Here is an 18,500-nt window from a genome sequence, read left to right on the forward strand (position 1 = left end):
AATGGAGAAGAAAAACACCTTTCGAGAGATCGTCTGGCCGATCCTCTCCCTGACCATCATCTGCCTGGTGGTCTCCCTGGCCCTGGGCGGGGTCAACATGCTGACGGAAAAGAAGATCCAGGACAACCTGGACGCGGTGGCCAACGCCGGCCGCCGGGAAGTGCTGCCCGACGCGGCCGACTTTGAGAAGATCGAACTCACCCCCGAGATGGAGGCCCTGGGCGTCACCGAGGTGTACAGCGCCGGCGACGCGGGCTTTGTGATCTCCGCCTCCCAGAAGGGCTACGCCGGCCAGGTGCCGGTGATGGTGGGCATCGGCGCGGACGGCGCCATCACCCGCATCAAGGTGATGGACAACGAAGAGACCCCGGGCCTTGGCAAGCGGGTCGAGGAGGAGAGCTTCTGGGGCAAGTTCTCCGGCAAACAGGGGAGCGTGGCCGATGTGGCCACCCTCACCGGGGCCACCTTCTCCTCCACCGCGGTGCGCGACAGCGTGCAAAACGCCCTGAGCGTCTATGAGATGGTGAAAGGAGGGGCAAACTGATGGCAGAACAGAAAAAGGGAGGCCACCTGAAAAACCTCACCAACGGCCTCTTAAAGGAAAACCCGGTGTTGCGGCTGGTGCTGGGCACCTGTCCGACCATGGCCGTCACCACCCTGGCCGTCAACGGCCTGGGGATGGGCATTGCCGCCACCGTGGTCCTCATCGGCTCCAACCTGGTCATCTCCCTGCTGCGCAACTTCATCCCCAAACAGGTGCGCATCCCCGCCTACATCACCGTGATCGCCGGTTTCGTGACCATGGTGCAGCTGATCGTCAAGGCCTTCGCCCCCGATCTGGACAAGGCGCTGGGCATCTTCCTGCCGCTGATCGTGGTCAACTGCATCATCCTCGGCCGGGCCGAGATGTTCGCCTCGAAACACGGGCCGCTGGACTCGGTCCTCGACGGCCTGGGAATGGGCGTCGGCTTTACGGTGGTGCTGGTGATCATGGGCTCCATCCGCGAGATCATCGGCAGCGGCACCTGGTTTGGCATCGCCCTCACCGCCGACCTCATCACCCCCATGGGGATCATGAAGCTGGCCCCGGGCGGCTTCTTCCTCTTCGGCTGCCTGATGGCCCTGGCCAACAAGATCACCGAGAAGAAGACCGGCAAGCCCGCCGTGGGCAAGATGGACGGCTGCGCCGGCTGTGCGGGCTGCGCCAACAAGGAGATTTGCGGTGAGATCGAGAAGAGAGAGGAGGGCGAGAACTGATGAAACAGATCTTTGTCATTTTGGTCAGCGCCATCCTGGTGGACAACTTCGTCCTCTCCAAATTCCTGGGCTGCTGCCCCTTCCTGGGGGTCTCCAAAAAGATGGATTCCGCCCTGGGGATGAGCGGCGCCGTCATCTTCGTCATGGGCCTGGCCTCGGCGGCCACCTGGCCCATCCAGCACTACCTGCTGGAGGAGATGAACCTGGAGTACATGAACACCCTGGTGTTCATCCTGGTCATCGCCGCCCTGGTGCAGCTGGTGGAAATCATCCTCAAGCGCTATATCCCCAGCCTGCACAAGGCCCTGGGCATCTACCTGCCCCTCATCACCACCAACTGCGCGGTGCTGGGGGTGACCATGCTCAACGTGGACAACAAGTACGGCTTTTGGGAGTCGGTGGTCAACGGCATCGGCGCGGGTGTCGGCTTTATGCTGGCCCTGGTGCTCTTCGCCGGGGTCCGCCGCAAACTGGAGAGCTGCGACGTCCCCAAGGCCTTCCGGGGCCTTCCCATCACCCTGGTGGCCGCCTCGCTGGTCTCCCTGTCCTTCATGGGCTTCGCCGGTCTGGCGGAGAACATGTTTAAGTAAGGGGGGCTGAGAGAATGAATATCCTGCTCAACGGGGTCATGGTGGTCACCGGCCTGGGGCTGGCCGCCGCCATCATCCTGGTGGCCTTCTCCAAAATCATGGAGGTCAAGACCGACGAGACGGTGGAGCGCGTCCGCGAGGCCCTGCCGGGGGCCAACTGCGGCGCCTGCGGCTATGCCGGCTGCGACGAGTACGCCAAGGCGGTGGCCGCCGGCCAGGCCGAGGGCAACCTCTGCGTGCCCGGCGGGGCCAAGACCGCCGAGGAGATCGCCGGGATCACCGGCCGCTCCTCCGGCGCGGTGGCCAAGCGGGTGGCGGTTGTCGCCTGCCGGGGCAATTCCCAGCACACCCGCACCAAGATGGCCTATCAGGGCATCTCCACCTGCCACGCGGCCAACCGCTTTTTTGCCGGTGACTGGGTCTGCCCCGACGGCTGCCTGGGCCACGGGGACTGTGTCTCCGCCTGCATGTTCGGCGCCATCTCGGTGCAGGACGGGGTCGCGGTGGTGGACCGGGAGCTCTGCACCGGCTGCGGGGCCTGCGTCAAGCGCTGCCCCAACCACCTGCTCCAGCTGGTGGACGACTCCAAGGCCTCGGCCTACGTCCTCTGCCGCAACCACCAGAAGGGCGGCGTCACCCGCAAGGGCTGTGACGTGGGCTGCATCGGCTGCCAGAAGTGCGCCCGCATCTGCCCGGTGGAGGCCATCCACATGGAGGAGAACCTGGCGGTGGTGGACCCCGCCGTCTGCATCGACTGCGGCAAGTGCATCGGCGAGTGCCCCACCGGGGCCATCACCCGCATCCTGGCCGACTGATTTTTGACTGCCAAAAGAGGCGCTGCCCGCTGGGCGGCGCCTCTTTTTTTGCCCTTTTTGGGCGGCAGGGGGGCTGCCCGACCCCCTCGACTGTCAGTCGATTGCCAGTTTGCCCCTGCCTGTGCTATGGTGGGGGAAAAGAGAGGAGCGGAGAAGATGGACAGTGTGCGCTTTGGTCAGTTTGTGGCGCAGTGCCGCCGAGAGGCAGACCTCACCCAGCGGCAGCTGGGCGAGCGGGTGGGGGTCACCGACAAGGCGGTCTCCAAGTGGGAGCGGGGGCTGAGCCTGCCCGACGTGGCCCTGCTGGAACCCCTGGCGGAGCAGCTGGGGGTGTCGGTGGCCGAACTGCTGCAGGGGGCGCGGCGGGAGTGCCCCGCCCCCGAGGTGGAGGAGGCGGTGGAGAGCGCCCTCGCCCTCTCCCGGCGGGAGCTGGCCCGCCGCCGCCGCCAGCGCCAGGCGCTGCTGCTGGCCAGCGGCCTGCTCTTGCTCGCCGCCCTCTGCCTGGCCGTTTTGTTCTACCGCACCTGTGTGGCCCCCTACCCCCAGGCGCTCCACTACTTCTCCCCGCCGGCAAGTTGGAGTGCGGGGGACACCAGCCAGTGGGAGAAGCGCTTTCCCGCCCACTCGGCCTATGCCATGGGACTTGACGGGCGGGGGCGGCCGGTCTTTCAAAACCCTTCCGCCGCCCTGAAAAAGGTCTCCTCCGACTGCAGCGACGCGGCGGCCTACCTCCGCAAGGAGTACCGCCTGCTCCCCCTCTCCCGCTTCACCCTGCAGAGCTACGGCACCTATGGCTGGCAGATCGACACCGGGGAGGAGCGGGTCGCCGCTCAGGGGCGGTTGCTCACCAGCTTTTGGGACATCTACCAAAACAGCTACGACTGAGAGGGCCTGCCCGCCCTGTGCAAGCTGCCTGTTTTTTGCGCCCCTCTTTGCCCATTTTGACACTAGGCATGCACTGCACAATGCACTATACTATGTATAAAGATGTATAGTGTGCGGCAGTGTATGGCCGCCCTGTCCAGAGGGGAGGAAGACAGCGGTGAAACGGATGCGTTGGCCCATCTTTTTGTTGGCAGTGGGGATGGCGGCCGCCCTGACCGGCTGCAGCGGGGACACAGGGGGAGAGGAGGGGGTGACCCCGGTCTCCTCTGCGCCTCCCTACCTGCGGGTGGAGGAGCCGAGACAGGAGCTGGCCCTGCCGCCCGAGGCCATTTTCCGCCACCAGTCCACCTGCAAGGAGGAGGGGGTCTTTCTCTGGAAGGTGATCGCCGCCCGGGACGTGGCCGACCCCACCTACCTGGCGGTGGAGATGGAGATCCCGGTGCTGGTCCACTCCTGCCGATCGGGCGAACACTTTGTCGTGACCGACGAAAAGCCCAGCTACCGGCTGTCGGGTCAGCTTCGGTTTGAGCAGACGGGGGAGATGACGGTGGATTTTTGGAACAGGGACGGCAGATTGCAGCTCTTTTACGAGCTGCAGGCAGAGGTGGACTACGGCTACCCCAGCAAAAAGTCCTCCACCCGGGCCCAGCGCGACGCCCGGGACGCGGCGGCCGAACGGCTGGGGCTGGGGCAAAACGCCCATGCCTTCCGGCGGCAGTTGCCGCTGGAACTGGAGGGGCTGCACTACTACGACAGCTCGCCCGACATCTACCCCCGCACCCTCTCTGGCGCGCTGGAGGGGTAGCACCAGGTCTTGAACGGGCCGTCCGCCCCCCGCCGCTGTGGGGGCGGACGGCCCTTTTGCCGCGCTTTTTCGCCTTTACGAACCGGGGCAAAGGGGCTATAATAAAAACGGCTTGCAAGCGTTTTGCCTGCTAGACGGCTGTGTGATGGGAGAAGATGCTGTGAAGAGACAGATCAAGCGCACCTGGGCCGAAATCGACCTGGATGCCATCGAAGAAAATTACCGCGCCATCCGGTCCCTACTGGGGCCCCAGACCAAGCTGATGGCGGTGGTCAAGGCCGACGCCTACGGTCACGGCGACGCGGAGACGGCCGTCGCCCTGCAATCCCAGGGGGCCGACTGGTTCGCCGTCTCCACCCTGACCGAGGCCATCTCCCTGCGGGAGGGGGGGATCCACCGCCCCATCCTGATTTTGGGCTTCACCCCGGTGGAGTGCGTGGGCGACCTGGTGCGCCACCGCATCGCCCAGACGGTCTTCTCCCTGGACTACGCCAGGGAGTTGGAGCAGGCCCTGGCCGGCGGGGAGGAGCAGCTGGACATCCACGTAAAGGTGGATTCGGGGATGAGCCGCCTGGGCTTTTTTGGCCCCCAGGCGGTGGAGGAGATCGCCCAGGTCACCACCCTGCCCCACCTGCGGGCGGAGGGGATCTTCACCCACTTTTCGGTGGCGGACGAGGAGGGGGCGGCCCCGGAGGAGCACACCCGGCTGCAGTACCGCCGCTTTATGGAGGTGGTCGAAGCCCTGGAAGGGCGGGGGATCACCTTCCCCCTGCGCCATTGCTGCAACTCGGCGGGCACCCTCAACTGGCCGGCGTTCCACCTGGACATGGTGCGCCCCGGCATCATCCTCTACGGCATCGCCCCCTGCAAAAACGAGCGCATCCCCCTGCGCCCGGCCATGCGCCTGAAAACGGTGGTGACCCTGGTGAAGACGGTGGCCCCGGGGGAGTTTGTCAGCTACGGCAACACCTATGAGACCCAGCGGCCCACCCGCATCGCCACCCTGGCGGTGGGGTACGCCGACGGCTACCAGCGGGCCCTCTCCTCCAAGGGGTCGGTGGTCCTTCACGGCCAGGTCGCGCCGGTGTTGGGCCGGGTCTGCATGGACCAGATGATGGTCGACGTCTCCCACATCCCCGGCGTCTGCCGGGGGGACGAGGCCATTTTGTTTGGCGCCGAGGAGGACGGCCTCACCGCCGCCCAATTGGCCGAGACCTGCGGCACCATCCCCTACGAGCTGACCTGCATCCTGGGCCGCCGGGTCCAGCGCATCTACCTGCGGGGGGGCCAGGTGGTCGACGTGTTGGACTACATCTGCTAAAAAAGTATAATCGAGTTAAAATACAACGGAACGTATAAAAGGAGGCCGCTCATGGAGCTGAAAACCGCTGTCAAGACCCTGGCCGAGGAGAACCTTCCCTTTGTCAAAGAGACCTTTTTGGACCTGCACCGCCACCCGGAGTTGAGCATGAAGACCGAGCGCACCGCGCGCTTTGTCCAGGCCGAGCTGGAGCGGCTGGGCTTTGCCTGGGAGCGGGTGGGGACGCACTCCATCGTCGCCTTTTGGGACACCGGCCGCCCGGGCAAGACCCTGCTGCTGCGGGCCGACATGGACGCCCTGCCCCTGGACGAGGAGCCCCAGAACGACCGCCGGCCCAAGGCGGCGGTGTCGGAAAATCCCGGCGTCTGCCACGCCTGCGGCCACGACGCCCACACCGCCATGCTGCTGGGGGCCTGCCGGGTCCTCAAGGGAATGGAGGAGGAGCTGTCGGGCAAACTCTATATTGTCTTTGAAGAGGCGGAGGAGAACGGCGGCGTCTGCGACGAGATGGAGGCCTACTTCTCCGACATCCACTTAGACGGGGCCTGGGCCATCCACGTCTACGCCAAGCTGGAGACCGGCAAAATCAGCGTCACCCCCGGCCAGCGGATGGCGGGCTTTGGCCAGTTTGCCTTCAAGGTGCACGGCAAGGGGGGACACAGCTCCCGCCCCGACCTCTGCAAAAACCCCATCTTCGTCACCTCCGCCATCCTGCAAAACCTGCAGAGCGCCTGGGTCAACATGCGGGACGTGACCAAGGTGGTGCCCCTGTCCATCGGCATCATCCAGTCGGGCACCAAGCCCAACATCATCCCCGAGACCTGCGAGTTCTGGGGCAGCATCCGCTACTTTGAGGTGGAGACCGGCCGCCGCTGCCAGGAGATCATCAAGCAGGTCACCGAGGACACCGCCAAGGTCTTTGGCTGCGAGGTCGAGCGCTTTGGCTACATCTTCGGCGAGAACATCGCCGAGACCGACCCCGCCTGCTCGGCCCTGGCCACCAGGGCCCTGAGCGACCAGTTGGGGGCCGAGGCCCTGCAGGACACCGACCCCTGGTACGCCTCGGAGACCTTTGCCATCTACACCCGCCACTGCCCTGGGGTCTTTGCCTTTTTGGGCTGCAAAAACGAAGAGGCCGGCTACACCGCCGACCACCACCACCCCCGCTTTGAGGTGGACCCCGACTGCCTGCTCATGGGGGTCGAGGCCACCAGCCGCTACGCCCTCGACTTTCTGCGGGGCTAGGCGGCGGCGACTGCCACAGTAAGGAGAGCACATGTACGAGACCGAAGAAACCCGCCCCCGCGCCCTGGCCGTGGCCCTGGACACCGGCGCCTACGACGCGGAGGCGTCCCTCCACGAACTGGCCCAGCTGGCCGACACCGCCGGCATCGAGGTGATCTGCACCGCGGTGCAGAAGAAGGACACCCCCGACAACGCCACCTTTGTGGGCCCCGGCAAGCTGCGGGAGATCGCCCAGCTCTGCCAGGACGAGGAGATCGACGTCCTCCTCTTTGACGACGAGCTGTCCCCCATGCAAATTCGCAACATCGAGCAGGTGGCGGGGCTGGCCCCGGTGGACCGCACCATGCTGATTTTGGACATCTTCGCCCGCAACGCCCGCACCCGGGAGGGGGCGGTGCAGGTCGAGCTGGCCCAGCAGCGCTACCGGCTGCCCCGGCTGGCGGGGGCCGGCGTCGCCATGAGCCGGCTGGGTGCCGGCATCGGCACCCGCGGCCCCGGTGAGAGCAAGCTGGAGACCGACCGCCGCCACATCATGCGGCGGATCAAGTACCTGCAGCAGGACCTGCGCCAAATCGAGGCCCAGCGCCAGACCACCCACCGCACCCGCCAGAAGAGCGGGATCAAGACGGTGGCCCTGGTGGGCTATACCAACGTGGGCAAGTCCACCCTTCTCAATGCCCTCACCGGCGCCGAGGTGCTGGTGGAGAACAAGCTCTTTGCCACCCTGGATCCCACCGCCCGCAAGCTGCCCCTCCCCGATGGGACCACCGCCCTGCTGGTGGACACGGTGGGCTTTGTCTCCCGGCTGCCCCACCACCTGGTGCAGGCCTTCCGCTCCACCTTAAAGGAGAGCGCCTACGCCGACTTGATTTTGCAGGTCTGCGACCTGCAGGCGGACAACCTGGAACTGCAGTTGGCCACCACCCGCGAGACGCTGGAGAGCCTGGAAATCGGCGAGACGCCAATACTAACTGTATTTAATAAGTGCGACAACACAAAATGTATAGAATCTCTCCCGGCCGGCATCAGCCGGGAGGGGGCGGTCTTTGTCAGCGCCAGGACCGGCTACAACCTGGACGGCCTGCTGCAAAAGATCGCCGAGCTGCTGCTGGCCGACTACCTGCCGGTGGACTGTCTGCTGCCCTTCTCCCAGGCGGTGTTGGAAAACACCCTGCGGGAAAAGGGGCAGCTTCGCCAGAGCGAGTACCTGGCCGACGGCATCCACCTGGTGGGCAGCTGCCCGCAGGAGATCTTCTACCTCTTTGCGCCCTACCAGCGCGAAGGGGCGGGGGAGTAGCGGCCGCCTGTGCGAAAAAGGAGGGCCCGGCGCAGAGAGATCTCTCTGCGCCGGGCCCTCTGTCATCATCCGCCGGTGGGGCCTGCGCCCTCACATCCGGAGGGGTCGTTGTCCGGAGAAAGGCGAGCGCTGTTGGCCCGGCCGGGGAGAAGCCTATTCTTCAACGATTTTTTTGTTCCCGAAATACTGTGTCAACATTAAAATCAAAGCGCTGCAAGCGAGAATCCCGTCCAGTATCCCCGCCGGCAACATGAACATCATCAGAGCCATTGTGACAACGCAGTTTATGACTGACAAAACCAGTCCCCACAGTCGGTTTTTCCACAAACCGACGGCGCCGATAACCCTCACCGCCCCGTAAAGCGCCCCCGCGACAAGCATCAAATGCATATTGTCTTTGAAATACGGGACAACAAACGAGAACGGTTGGCTAATATCCCATTGGCCATTTCCCAGAACAAGAATGGGGATCAGGGAGAGGCATCCCCCGATTTCCATAAAAAGCCCGTGGATCAGCATGAGGAGCGATGCGATTTTATATTTTTTCATAGAATTTCTTTTCTCCTTGCTGCTGATTGCGGGCGTCCCTTTGTGCCGGGGTCGCACAAATGCTTTATTTTCATGCTACCACACAAAAGCGTTTCCCGCAAGGCGGTTTGGCGGACCGGGCGGCGTTTTTTGGCAGCCGCCGGCAGAGGGGAGAGACCGCCCGCCGGGGTTTGCGAAACCGGCGAAAATAGAGTATACTAAAACCATCTGACGGCTGCCGGCAGCGAGCGGCGGCAAAGGGAATTGGTGAGGAGGGCGATGCGGCTGTGCCGAGAGAACACTATTTGGACAACAGCGCCACCACCCAGGTCTGGCCCGAGGTGGCCGACCTGGTGCGGGAGGTGTTGGTGGAGCGGTATGGGAACCCCTCCTCCCTCCACTCCAAGGGGCTGGAGGCGGAGCTGCTCATGAAGTCGGCCGCCGCCGATCTGGCCCACATCCTGAACTGTGCGCCGGAGGAGCTCTACTTCACCTCCGGCGGCACCGAGGCCAACAACTGGGCCATCCTCTCGGGGTACGAGAGCCGCCGCCGGCGGGCGACCGGGGTCATCACCACCGCCTTTGAGCACTCTTCGGTGCTGGAGCCGGTGCAGTACCTGGCCGAGCGCCAGGGGGCCCAGGCGGTCTTTGTCGCCCCCGACGGCGAGGGGCACATCCGCCTGGCCGACGTGCTGGAGCGGGTGGACGAGAACACAGCCCTGGTCAGCCTGATGGCGGTCAACAACGAGATCGGCACCGTCCTGCCCATCCAGGCCCTGACCGCCGCCATCAAAAAGAAGGCCCCCAAGGCCCTGGTCCACTGCGACGGGGTGCAGGCCTTCGGCAAGCTGCCCATCAACCTAAAGGCCTGGGGGGTGGACCTCTTCACCTTCACCGGCCACAAGATCCACGCCCCCAAAGGGGTGGGCGCCCTCTACGTCAAAAAGGGGGTGCACCTGCCCCCCCTGGTGCGGGGCGGCAAACAGCAGCGGGGGCTGCGCCCGGGGACCGAGAACGTGGCCTTTGCCGCCGCCCTGGCCCTGGCGGCAAAGCGCTGTGCGAAGGACCGCCCCCGGAATATGGAGCGGGTCACCGCCCTGCGGGACCGGCTGCTGGCCTGGGCCGCGGCGGACGGCGGGGTGCAGATCAACTCCCCGCAGGACGCCCTACCCTACATCGTCAACCTCTCGGTGCCGGGCTTTCGCAGCGAGACCCTGCTGCACTTCCTGGCCGAGCGGGGGGTCTATGTGTCCAGCGGGTCGGCCTGCGCCAAGGGCGGCCCCAGCCATGTGCTGGCGAGCATCGGCCTCTCGGGTCCCCGGGGGGACAGCGCCCTGCGGGTGAGCATGGATGCGGGGAACACAGAAGAAGACATCGACGCGCTCTGCGCCGGGCTCGAAGCGGCCCGGCAGAGCCTGGTTGGGAGAAGATAGGGTTTGAAAGAGATCATTTTGTTAAAGTACGGGGAGATCGCCCTCAAGGGCCTCAACAAGCAGAGCTTTGAATCGGTCCTCCTGAAAAACGTCCGCCACCGGCTGCGGCTGCTGGGGCGCTTTGAGACCCGGGCCGCCCAGTCCACCATCGTGGTGGAGCCGCTGGAGGAGTGCGACCTGGACCTGGTGGAGGAGCGGCTGAGCCATGTCTTCGGCATCTCCACCATCACCCGGGCCGCCGTCGCCCAAAAGGAGATGGGGGACATCGCCCGGGTGGCGCTGGAATACCTGGCCGACAGCCTGCCCCTGGTCTCCACCTTCAAGGTGGAGGCCAAGCGCTCGGACAAGACCTTCCCCCTCAAGACCCCCCAGATCTGCGAGGAGATCGGCGGCCTGCTGCTGGAGCGCTTTGACAACCTGTCGGTGGACCTGCACGACCCCGAGTACCGGGTGGTGGTGGAGGTGCGCGACTTCGGCGCCTATGTTCACGGGGTGGCCCACAAGGCTGCCGGGGGGATGCCGGTGGGCTCCTCGGGGATGGGGATGCTGATGCTCTCGGGCGGCATCGACTCCCCGGTGGCCGGCTACATGATGGCCAAGCGGGGGGTGCAGCTGTGCTGCATCCACTTCGAGAGCCCCCCCTACACCAGCGAGCGGGCCAAGCTGAAGGTGCTGACCCTGGCCGACAAGATGACCGAGTACTGCAACACCTTCGAGGTGCACGTGGTCCCCTTCACCCGCATTCAGGAGGAGATCAAGCGCGGCTGCAAGGAGGAGTACTTCACCGTCATCATGCGGCGGGTGATGATGATGGTGGCCAACCGGGTGGCAAAGGCCCGGGGCTGCGGGGCCATCATCACCGGGGAGAGCCTGGCCCAGGTGGCCAGCCAGACCATGCAGGCCATCGGCTGCACCGACGCGGCCAGCGAACTGCCGGTCCTGCGCCCCCTCATCGGGATGGACAAGTTGGAGATCGTGGACATCGCCCGCAAGATCGACACCTTCGAGACCTCCATCCTCCCTTATGAGGACTGCTGCACCGTCTTTACCCCCCGGCACCCCAAGACCCGGCCGGTGCTGGAACAGATCGTCCGGGAAGAGGAGAAGCTGGACTTGGAGCCCCTCATCGAGGAGGCCATCTCCGGCACCGAAAAACTGGTGGCCATCCTGCGGTAGGGACACCGAGAGAGAAAAAGGGGGAAACCACACGTGAAAGCGGAAATCATCTGCGTCGGCACCGAGCTGCTGCTGGGCGACATCGTCAACACCAATGCCCGCTACCTCTCCCGCCAGCTGGCCAAGCTGGGCATCGACATGTACTACCAGAGCGTGGTGGGGGACAACGGCGCCCGGCTGCTGGAGGCGCTCAAACAGGCCCTCTCCCGCAGCGAGTTGATCCTCTTCATCGGCGGACTGGGCCCCACCAAAGACGACCTCACCAAGGAGACCATCTGCAGCGCCCTGGGGCTGGAGATGGAGATCCACCAGCCCTCCCTGGACAAGATCAAGGAGTACTACGCCCACCTCTGCGCCCATATGACCGAGAACAACGTCAAACAGGCCCTGGTCCCCAAGGGGGCGGAGATCTTTGAAAACCACCACGGCTCGGCCCCGGGCTGCGCCATCCACAAGGGCAACCAGTACATCGTGATGCTGCCCGGCCCCCCCTCGGAGTTTGAGCCGATGGTGGAGGAGTGGGTGGTCCCCTACCTGCAGTCGGTCACCGGCTGCACCATCTGGTCCACCACCCTGCGGGAGTTCGGCATCGGCGAGTCCCTCTTGGAGACCAAGATCGACGACCTGTTGCAGGGGCAAAACCCCACCGCCGCCGTCTACGCCAAGGAGGGCGAGGTGGAGGTGCGCATCACCGCCAAGGCCGCCAGCGAAGCGGAGGCGAAGTCCCTCTGCGCCGGGGTGGTGGAGGAGATGAAGACCCGCCTGGGCGACGCGGTCTACGGCCAGGACGTGGAGAGCATGCAGGAGGCGGTGGTGGCCGCCCTCAAGGAGAAAAAGCTCACCCTGGCCACCGCCGAGTCCTGCACCGGCGGCCTCATGAGCCAGCGGATCACTGAAATCCCCGGCGCCTCGGCGGTCTTTGGCTTTGGCGCCGCCACCTATGCCGACTTTGCCAAGCAAAACACCCTGGGCATCCGCCGCAGCTACTTCAAAAAGTACGGGGCGGTCAGCGAACAGGTGGCCTGCCGGATGGCCCTGGGGGCCCGCCGGCGGGGGCACAGCGACATCGGGGTGGGGATCACCGGGGTGGCCGGCCCCGACAGCGACGACCGGGGCAACCCGGTGGGCACCGTCTACATAGCCGCCGCCTTTGGCAAACAGCTCTACGTGCGCAAGCTGGAATTGAAAAACGGCAACACCTCCCGCGAGAAGATCCGCCACCTGGCCTGCATGCACGCCCTCGATCTGGTGCGCCGCCTGGCCCTGGGGCTGGACCTGTCGGCCTACACCTCCTACAAAATCGCCAGCTACACCCGGGGCGACCGGGCGGTGCGGGCCCTGGATGGGGTGCGGGTGCTGGCCTTTTACCTGGCCCTCTGCGTCTTTATCGGCTCGCTGACCCTGGTGGGGCAGTACCTCTACGAGGGGTGGCAGAACAAGAACAAAAACAGCGAGCTCACCGACCTCTACACCTCCGGCGCAGACGTGGATGTGGAGCTGCCCGAGGGGTATCTCGACGACTACAAGGCCCTCTACCTGAAAAACAGGGAGGTGGCGGGCTGGATCAAAATCCCCAACACCCAGATCGACTACCCCATCGTCCAGACCACCGACAACAGCTTCTACCTGAAAAACGACTTCTTCAAGGAGTACTCCAAGTACGGCACCCTCTTTTTCGACTACCGCAACGACCTGCAAAACCCCGCCGAAAACCTGGTCATCTACGGCCACAACATGAAGGACAGCCAGATGTTCGGCGACCTGACCAAGTTCCGGGATCTGGAGTTCTACAAGGCCAACCCGGTCTTTGAGATGGACACCGTCTACGAGAAGTCCCAGTACAAGGTGCTGGCCATCTTCACCGCCAACACCGAACCCAGCCAGGGCGAGGTGTTTGACTACTACAACTCCCTGAGCTTCCTCACCGAGGAGGGCTTTGACGAGTTTGTGGGGGAGATCACCAGCCGCTCCCTGATCGAGACCCCGGTGGACGCCCAGTACGGCGATACCCTGGTCACCCTCTCCACCTGCCTCTACGACTACGACGGCCAGCGGCTGGTGCTGGTGGGCCGCAAGGTCAGAGAGGGGGAGGAGGCCACGGTGGACGTGGAGCAGGCCCAGAAAAACCCCAGCCCGGTGCAGCCCAAACTCTACAAAAACGGGGACCTGGCCTCGGTGGATTTGAACACCGACCTCTCCCACCTGACCCAGACCCAGGTGAGCAAACCCACCCCCGGCGGCAGCTCCAGTTCCCCCGCCCATTCCGGCGGACAGGGGAGCACCTCCTCCGAGCCCACCGTCCCGGTGGACGGCAGTTCCTCCAGCGCCTCCTCCGGGGGCGGCAGCTCTTCGTCTTCCAGCACTTCCCAGCCCGAGGCGGAGCCGGAAGAGCAGATCCCCCAGAGCATCTACGGCCTGAGCATCATGGGCGAGAGCTCCCTCACCGCCGACCAGCTGGCCGCCTACGTGCTGGCAAACAACCCCTCCCCCCAGCTCAACTGCTCGGTCAAAGAGCTGGCCAGCTACTTTTTGAGCGAGGGGCGGGCCGAGGGGGTGCGGGGGGACATTGCCTTCTGCCAGGCCATCCACGAGACGGGGTTCTTCCGCTTCACCGGCGACGTGCAGTGGACCCAGAACAACTACGGCGGCCTGGGGGCCACCGGGGGCGGCGCGCCCGGCCTCTCCTTTGACAGCCCCCGCATCGGGGCGCGGGCCAACATTCAGCACCTGAAGGGATACGGCTCCGCCGCCCCCCTCAACCAGGCCTGCGTCGACCCGCGGTACAAGTACATTTCCCCCAAGGGCAAGGCCCCGCTGTGGGAGAACCTGGCCGGCACCTGGGCGGCCGACTCCGGCTACGCCGCCAAGCTCAACAGCCACTACCAGCGGGCGCTGCAGTACTGACCCAGTCAAATGAATGCCGCAAAGGCCGGACAGGCGGGGATGCCTGTCCGGCCTTTTTTCTGCCGATTCGGCCCTGGGGCCTTTGCCGCCCCTCCACTTCCCCTGTAGGAGGGGAGTGCACTGAGTGGGAAAAGAGATGCGCTGGGAGGAGGGAAGGGTGTACTGAAAAGGGGAGAAGGGCTTGAACAAGGGCTGGGTGGGGGGATGCCTTTCTGTCCTCCAGTCTACTTCTGTGAATCTGTTGGGACACCGGGCGAGGGGCGGCTGCCTCCCGTGGGGGGCACAGCCGGTTTGTGGGAGATGCCTCGCCGTCACCTCCGCTCTGCAAAATCATATGGCCGGTGGAGGGGCAGCTGCTCCTTGTAAGGGTGCAGCTGGTTTGTGGCGGTTGGCTGCCCGGGCCGTCTTACATCTCGGCCCGCTGTGAGGGGGGGAGAGAAGTTTGCGTCTGTCCCGGCCATAGTTCCCGGGCAAACGGGTGGAGTGCCCGGCCGCAAAGGGGCTTTGCAACTGGTGCGCCGCTGCGGCCGGTACCGACATTGCCGGACAGACGGGTTTTGCGCTCACTCGAGAGAGGGCTTTCTCCGGAGCGGGCGGAGGGGGCCGCCCCGCCCTTTCAGCGCTCTGTCCATAAACAAATCCGCCCTTTTGTGGCAGATGTATAAACGCGCCCCCCTCTCTTGAAAGGGGGCGCGTTTTGTGCGATACTGGTACAGGATCGAGACAGCAAACGACAAGAAGGGGGATTTTATTCAATGGGCAAAACCGTCATCCAAAACGGCATGATCATCACCGTGGACAGGGATGACCGGGTGCTAGACAAGGGCTACCTGGTCATCGAGGGCAACAAGATCACCGAGATCGGCGCGGGGGACTACCAGGGCGAGGCCGACTGCGTGGTCGACGCAGCCGGCAAGGCCGTTCTCCCCGGCATTGTGGACGCCCACTCCCACGTGGCGGGCAGCCTCTTCAAGGCCCTCACCGAGGACCCGGAAAACGGCTTTTACGGCCTCTCCCTCCCCATGGAGGGCCAGCTGACGCCCGAGACCACCTACCACCTCTCCCTTCTGGGCGCGGTGGAGCAGATGAAGGCGGGCATCACCTGCACCAACGACATCTACCACTACATGGACCGGGTCACCCAGGCCTTTTACGACATCGGCATGCGGGCGGTGGTCAGCCAGAACATCGTCGACGTGGACATTGCCGCCCTGCGCTACGACGACTACACCCGCTACCCCAAGATGGGGCAGGACTTTGTCGAGCAGAACATCCGCCTGATCGAGGACTGGAACGGCAAGGACGACGGCCGCATCACCTGCCGCTTCGGCCCCCACGCCACCGACACCGTCTCGCTGGAGCTGGCCAAACAGATCGTCGAGCTGGGCGAGAAGTACGGGGTGGGCTTTCACACCCACATCTCCCAGTCCCCCCGCGAGGCGAAGTACGTGCAGGAGACCTACGGCTTCAGCTGCCTGGGCTACCTCAAGGAGAGCGGCCTGCTGGGTGAGCACCTGATGGGCGCCCACTGCATCTACATCAGCGACGACGACGTGAAGATGCTGGCCGAGAGCCGCACCCCCATGCTCCACTGCGCCGAGATGCTGGGCAAGCGGGGCCACGTGCCCCCGGTCAAGCGGATGTTTGACGAGGGCGTCCGCCTGATCCTGGGCACCGACTGGGTCACCCAGGACTGCTGGACCAACATGCGCGCCGCCATCTCCATGGACCGGATGGCCGGCTGCACGGTGCACGACATGAACGCCAAAAAGGCGCTGCGCAAGTCCACCATCGAGCCGGCGGAGGCCCTGGGCCTCGACGACAAGATCGGCTCGCTGGAGGCGGGCAAACAGGCCGACATCATCCTCATCGACCTGCAGAGCCCCAACCTGACCCCCATGTTCGACGACCCGGTGGCCACCCTGGTCTACAACGCCAACCGGCACGACGTCTGCGACGTGATGATCGCCGGCCGCTGGACGGTGCGGGATCACCTCCTCAAGACCGCCGAGGAGAAGGAGATCCTCGCCAACGGGCAGAAGATCGCCAACGAGATCTACCAGGCCCACCTGGCCAGCAAGAACGCCGACTGGAACCACTGATTGGCCTTTGAAAAAGAGCGGGCGCACCCACAAAGGGTGCGCCCGCTCTTTTTTTGTCGGGGCGTCCGAAATCAGCGCTCGTACACCGGGCGGACGATGCCGGGGTCCAGGGCCTTTTCGGCCTCGATCTTCGCCACCGTCTCCTCCCGCACCAGTTCCCGCAGGGCCGTGAGGGCGGGGAAGGGGGCGCACTCCTTATCGGCGTAGTGCAGGTTGAGCTGGTATTCCAGGGGGATCCAAGTGGAGATGTCCGAGAAGTTGTGCTGAATGAGGGCCTCGATTTTGTCCAATCCTTTGTAGAGGCGGCTCTCGGGGGTGCACTGCTGCTCCATCTCCCGGTAGAGTTCCCGCCAGCGCGCCCCCAGGGCGGGGGGCAGGGCGTCCACCATGGCGTCCACGGCGCCGTCCTCCACCGCCCGCTGGCCGTCGGTCTTGAGGAAGGTGGGGATGTCGCCGGTAAAGGCCTCCCCCATGTCGTGGAGGATGCACATCTGCAGCACCCGCTCCATCTCCACCCCGGGGCAACTGTCCCAGAGCAGCATGCAGAGGAGCCCCAGCTGAAAGCTGTGCTCGGCCACGCTCTCCTGCCGGCCGCTGGTGGTGAAGCAGTGGCGGGTGGCGCACTTGAGCTTCTCCCCCAGGGAGAGGTAGTCCAGGATCTGGCGGGGAGAAATCGCTTCGCCGCTCATCTCTCCACCCCCTTTTCCGGCCCGAAATGGGCCTCGACCAGCGCCTTGGCCATTTTGTCGGCGTACTGCGCCACCCGGGAGAGCCCCAGCAGGGCCGCCAGCAGGTCGGTGCTGTCGGAGAGGGCGCTCTCCGGCAGGAACTGGTCAAAGCAGTCCTTCACCGCTTCGTCCAGCAGGGGCTTTTGCTCCAAAAACTCGCGGTAGACCCGGGTGAGGGCGTTGTCGTAGCCGGGGGAGACATAGCACTCCTCCATCACCTGGGCGATCTCCCCGATGGAGAGGATCCCCTTCAGGTGGTAGATGAGCAGCATCTGCACGATGTGGTTTTTGGTGTAGCGTTTCCCGTCCAGGGGGCGGATGATGTTTTCCTTGCGGTAGTTGTTGATCATGGTCTTGGTCAGCAGGGGCTCCTCCCCCTGGCGGGAGAAGAGGGTCAGCACCTGGTCCATGTAGAGGTCCAGGTCGGGGAGTTCCTCCAGGGTCAGTTCCCCGGTGTTTGTCAGCTTGCGGTACAGCTCTTCGACAGCGGGCACCAATATCACCTCACAGACTCATTTTGTCACAATTAGTTTACAACAGCAGGGGGCAAAAAGCAATATCTCGACTTGTATCGGCATAGGATACATGGTATATTAAATACATATAAAGTAGTATTTAAAACTATATTATAAAAAGGAAACCATACAATGCCATCTTTTTTCAGCAGAGCGCGGGACCCGGTGGACAGCTACACCCACTTTATCGGCATTGCCCTGGCCGGACTGGGGTCGATCCTCATCGCCGTGGGGGCGCTGGTCAACCGCACCCCCCTGCGCTACGCCCTGCCGGCGCTGGTGTTCTGTCTCTCCATGCTGGCCCTCTACACCGCCTCCACCGTCTATCACTACTCCAACGGCGACCCGGTGCGGGTGCGACGGCTGCGCAAGCTCGACCACTCGATGATCTACGTCCTCATTGCCGGCACCTACACCCCCATCTTTTTCCGCTTTCAGCCCTTTGAGCGGGCGGCCCTCTTTATCGGCATCCTCTGGGGGGTGGCCTTGGCGGGGATCGCCGTCAAGCTGGTCTGGATCACCGCCCCCAACTGGGTGTCCGCCCTGGTCTATTTGGTCATGGGCTGGTCCATCCTCTTCGACCTCTCCATCTTTTCTCGGATGGGCGGGGGGATGATCGCCCTGCTGGCCATCGGCGGGGTCTGCTACACGGTGGGGGCGGTGATGTACGCCCTCAAGCGGCCCAACCCCAGCCCCCAATTCGGCCATCACGAGCTCTTTCACATCTTTGTGCTGCTGGGCACCTTTTTCCACTTCATGGCGGTTTTGTTCTACGTGGTCTTTTAGCGATCATCGTTCCCGGCGCGCCCCCGGATTTTCCGGGGGCGCGCCCTTTGCATCGGCATAACTGCCCGCCCTGCCGCCATAGGGATGGGGGAGGGGAAAATCTGAAGTTTTTC

17 protein-coding genes are annotated in these 18,500 nt (G+C 64.5%); 14 read left to right on the forward strand and 3 right to left on the reverse strand.

Annotation, left to right across the window (positions count from 1 at the left end):
- The first annotated feature begins 1 nt into the window (after position 1).
- The 9 genes from KQI11_RS03140 to hflX all read left to right on the forward strand — a co-directional run bounded on the left by KQI11_RS03140 (position 2) and on the right by hflX (position 8,215).
- The gene (locus KQI11_RS03140) at positions 2–544 is read left to right on the forward strand and encodes an RnfABCDGE type electron transport complex subunit G (RefSeq protein WP_021658090.1); all 543 of its coding nucleotides are present in this window, start codon (positions 2–4) and stop codon (positions 542–544) included.
- Positions 544–1,257 (forward strand): electron transport complex subunit RsxE, encoded by a 714-nt coding sequence (gene rsxE, locus KQI11_RS03145; RefSeq protein WP_185915822.1) that lies wholly within the window; start codon positions 544–546, stop codon positions 1,255–1,257. The genes KQI11_RS03140 and rsxE overlap by 1 nt, the downstream gene beginning before the upstream one ends.
- Entirely contained in the window at positions 1,257–1,847 is a 591-nt protein-coding gene (gene rsxA, locus KQI11_RS03150; RefSeq protein WP_185915821.1) for an electron transport complex subunit RsxA, read from the forward strand. The genes rsxE and rsxA overlap by 1 nt, the downstream gene beginning before the upstream one ends.
- A 14-nt stretch (positions 1,848–1,861) precedes the next feature.
- The gene (locus KQI11_RS03155) at positions 1,862–2,662 is read left to right on the forward strand and encodes an RnfABCDGE type electron transport complex subunit B (RefSeq protein ID WP_185915820.1); all 801 of its coding nucleotides are present in this window, start codon (positions 1,862–1,864) and stop codon (positions 2,660–2,662) included.
- Positions 2,663–2,818: 156 nt separating this feature from the next.
- Complete coding sequence (locus KQI11_RS03160; RefSeq protein WP_286172480.1) at positions 2,819–3,547, forward strand: helix-turn-helix domain-containing protein; 729 nt, start codon at positions 2,819–2,821, stop codon at positions 3,545–3,547.
- 157 nt (positions 3,548–3,704) lie between these two features.
- A complete protein-coding gene (locus tag KQI11_RS03165) occupies positions 3,705–4,352 on the forward strand; it encodes a hypothetical protein (RefSeq protein ID WP_216401062.1) in 648 nt (215 codons plus the stop codon).
- A gap of 160 nt (positions 4,353–4,512) precedes the next feature.
- A complete protein-coding gene (alr, locus tag KQI11_RS03170; RefSeq protein WP_353653899.1) occupies positions 4,513–5,673 on the forward strand; it encodes an alanine racemase in 1,161 nt (386 codons plus the stop codon).
- Positions 5,674–5,724: 51 nt separating this feature from the next.
- Positions 5,725–6,918: a M20 metallopeptidase family protein gene (locus KQI11_RS03175; protein WP_216401064.1), complete on the forward strand. Its 1,194-nt coding sequence runs from the start codon at positions 5,725–5,727 to the stop codon at positions 6,916–6,918.
- Positions 6,919–6,949: 31 nt separating this feature from the next.
- Positions 6,950–8,215 (forward strand): GTPase HflX, encoded by a 1,266-nt coding sequence (hflX, locus tag KQI11_RS03180; protein ID WP_073261201.1) that lies wholly within the window; start codon positions 6,950–6,952, stop codon positions 8,213–8,215.
- Positions 8,216–8,368: 153 nt separating this feature from the next.
- Here the strand turns inward: hflX and KQI11_RS03185 are convergent, their stop codons facing one another.
- Positions 8,369–8,764 (reverse strand): DUF2127 domain-containing protein, encoded by a 396-nt coding sequence (locus KQI11_RS03185; protein ID WP_216401065.1) that lies wholly within the window; start codon positions 8,762–8,764, stop codon positions 8,369–8,371.
- A 266-nt stretch (positions 8,765–9,030) separates the two neighbouring features.
- On the opposite strand from KQI11_RS03185, the gene KQI11_RS03190 reads away from it, so the two are divergent.
- The 4 genes from KQI11_RS03190 to KQI11_RS03205 all read left to right on the forward strand — a co-directional run bounded on the left by KQI11_RS03190 (position 9,031) and on the right by KQI11_RS03205 (position 16,358).
- Complete coding sequence (locus KQI11_RS03190; protein WP_216401066.1) at positions 9,031–10,176, forward strand: cysteine desulfurase family protein; 1,146 nt, start codon at positions 9,031–9,033, stop codon at positions 10,174–10,176.
- A gap of 3 nt (positions 10,177–10,179) precedes the next feature.
- Positions 10,180–11,352: a tRNA uracil 4-sulfurtransferase ThiI gene (thiI, locus tag KQI11_RS03195; protein WP_216401067.1), complete on the forward strand. Its 1,173-nt coding sequence runs from the start codon at positions 10,180–10,182 to the stop codon at positions 11,350–11,352.
- Between the two features lie 33 nt (positions 11,353–11,385).
- Positions 11,386–14,256, forward strand: a complete 2,871-nt coding sequence (locus KQI11_RS03200; RefSeq protein WP_216401068.1) for a competence/damage-inducible protein A — start codon at positions 11,386–11,388, stop codon at positions 14,254–14,256.
- 755 nt (positions 14,257–15,011) lie between these two features.
- A complete protein-coding gene (locus KQI11_RS03205; RefSeq protein ID WP_021660259.1) occupies positions 15,012–16,358 on the forward strand; it encodes an amidohydrolase family protein in 1,347 nt (448 codons plus the stop codon).
- A 71-nt stretch (positions 16,359–16,429) separates the two neighbouring features.
- On the opposite strand, the gene KQI11_RS03210 is transcribed toward KQI11_RS03205, so the two are convergent.
- Both KQI11_RS03210 and KQI11_RS03215 read right to left on the reverse strand, forming a co-directional pair.
- Positions 16,430–17,047, reverse strand: a complete 618-nt coding sequence (locus tag KQI11_RS03210; protein ID WP_256136048.1) for an HD domain-containing protein — start codon at positions 17,045–17,047, stop codon at positions 16,430–16,432.
- Complete coding sequence (locus KQI11_RS03215; protein ID WP_216401069.1) at positions 17,044–17,589, reverse strand: DUF1836 domain-containing protein; 546 nt, start codon at positions 17,587–17,589, stop codon at positions 17,044–17,046. Before KQI11_RS03215 ends, KQI11_RS03210 begins: the two co-directional genes overlap by 4 nt.
- Positions 17,590–17,733: 144 nt before the next feature.
- Between KQI11_RS03215 and trhA the strand changes: the two genes are divergently transcribed.
- Positions 17,734–18,387, forward strand: a complete 654-nt coding sequence (gene trhA, locus KQI11_RS03220; protein WP_216401070.1) for a PAQR family membrane homeostasis protein TrhA — start codon at positions 17,734–17,736, stop codon at positions 18,385–18,387.
- Positions 18,388–18,500 lie beyond the last annotated feature (113 nt).

The sequence above is a fragment of the Acetanaerobacterium sp. MSJ-12 genome, from assembly GCF_018917875.1.
GTDB classification, from domain to species: domain Bacteria; phylum Bacillota; class Clostridia; order Oscillospirales; family Ruminococcaceae; genus Bittarella; species Bittarella massiliensis.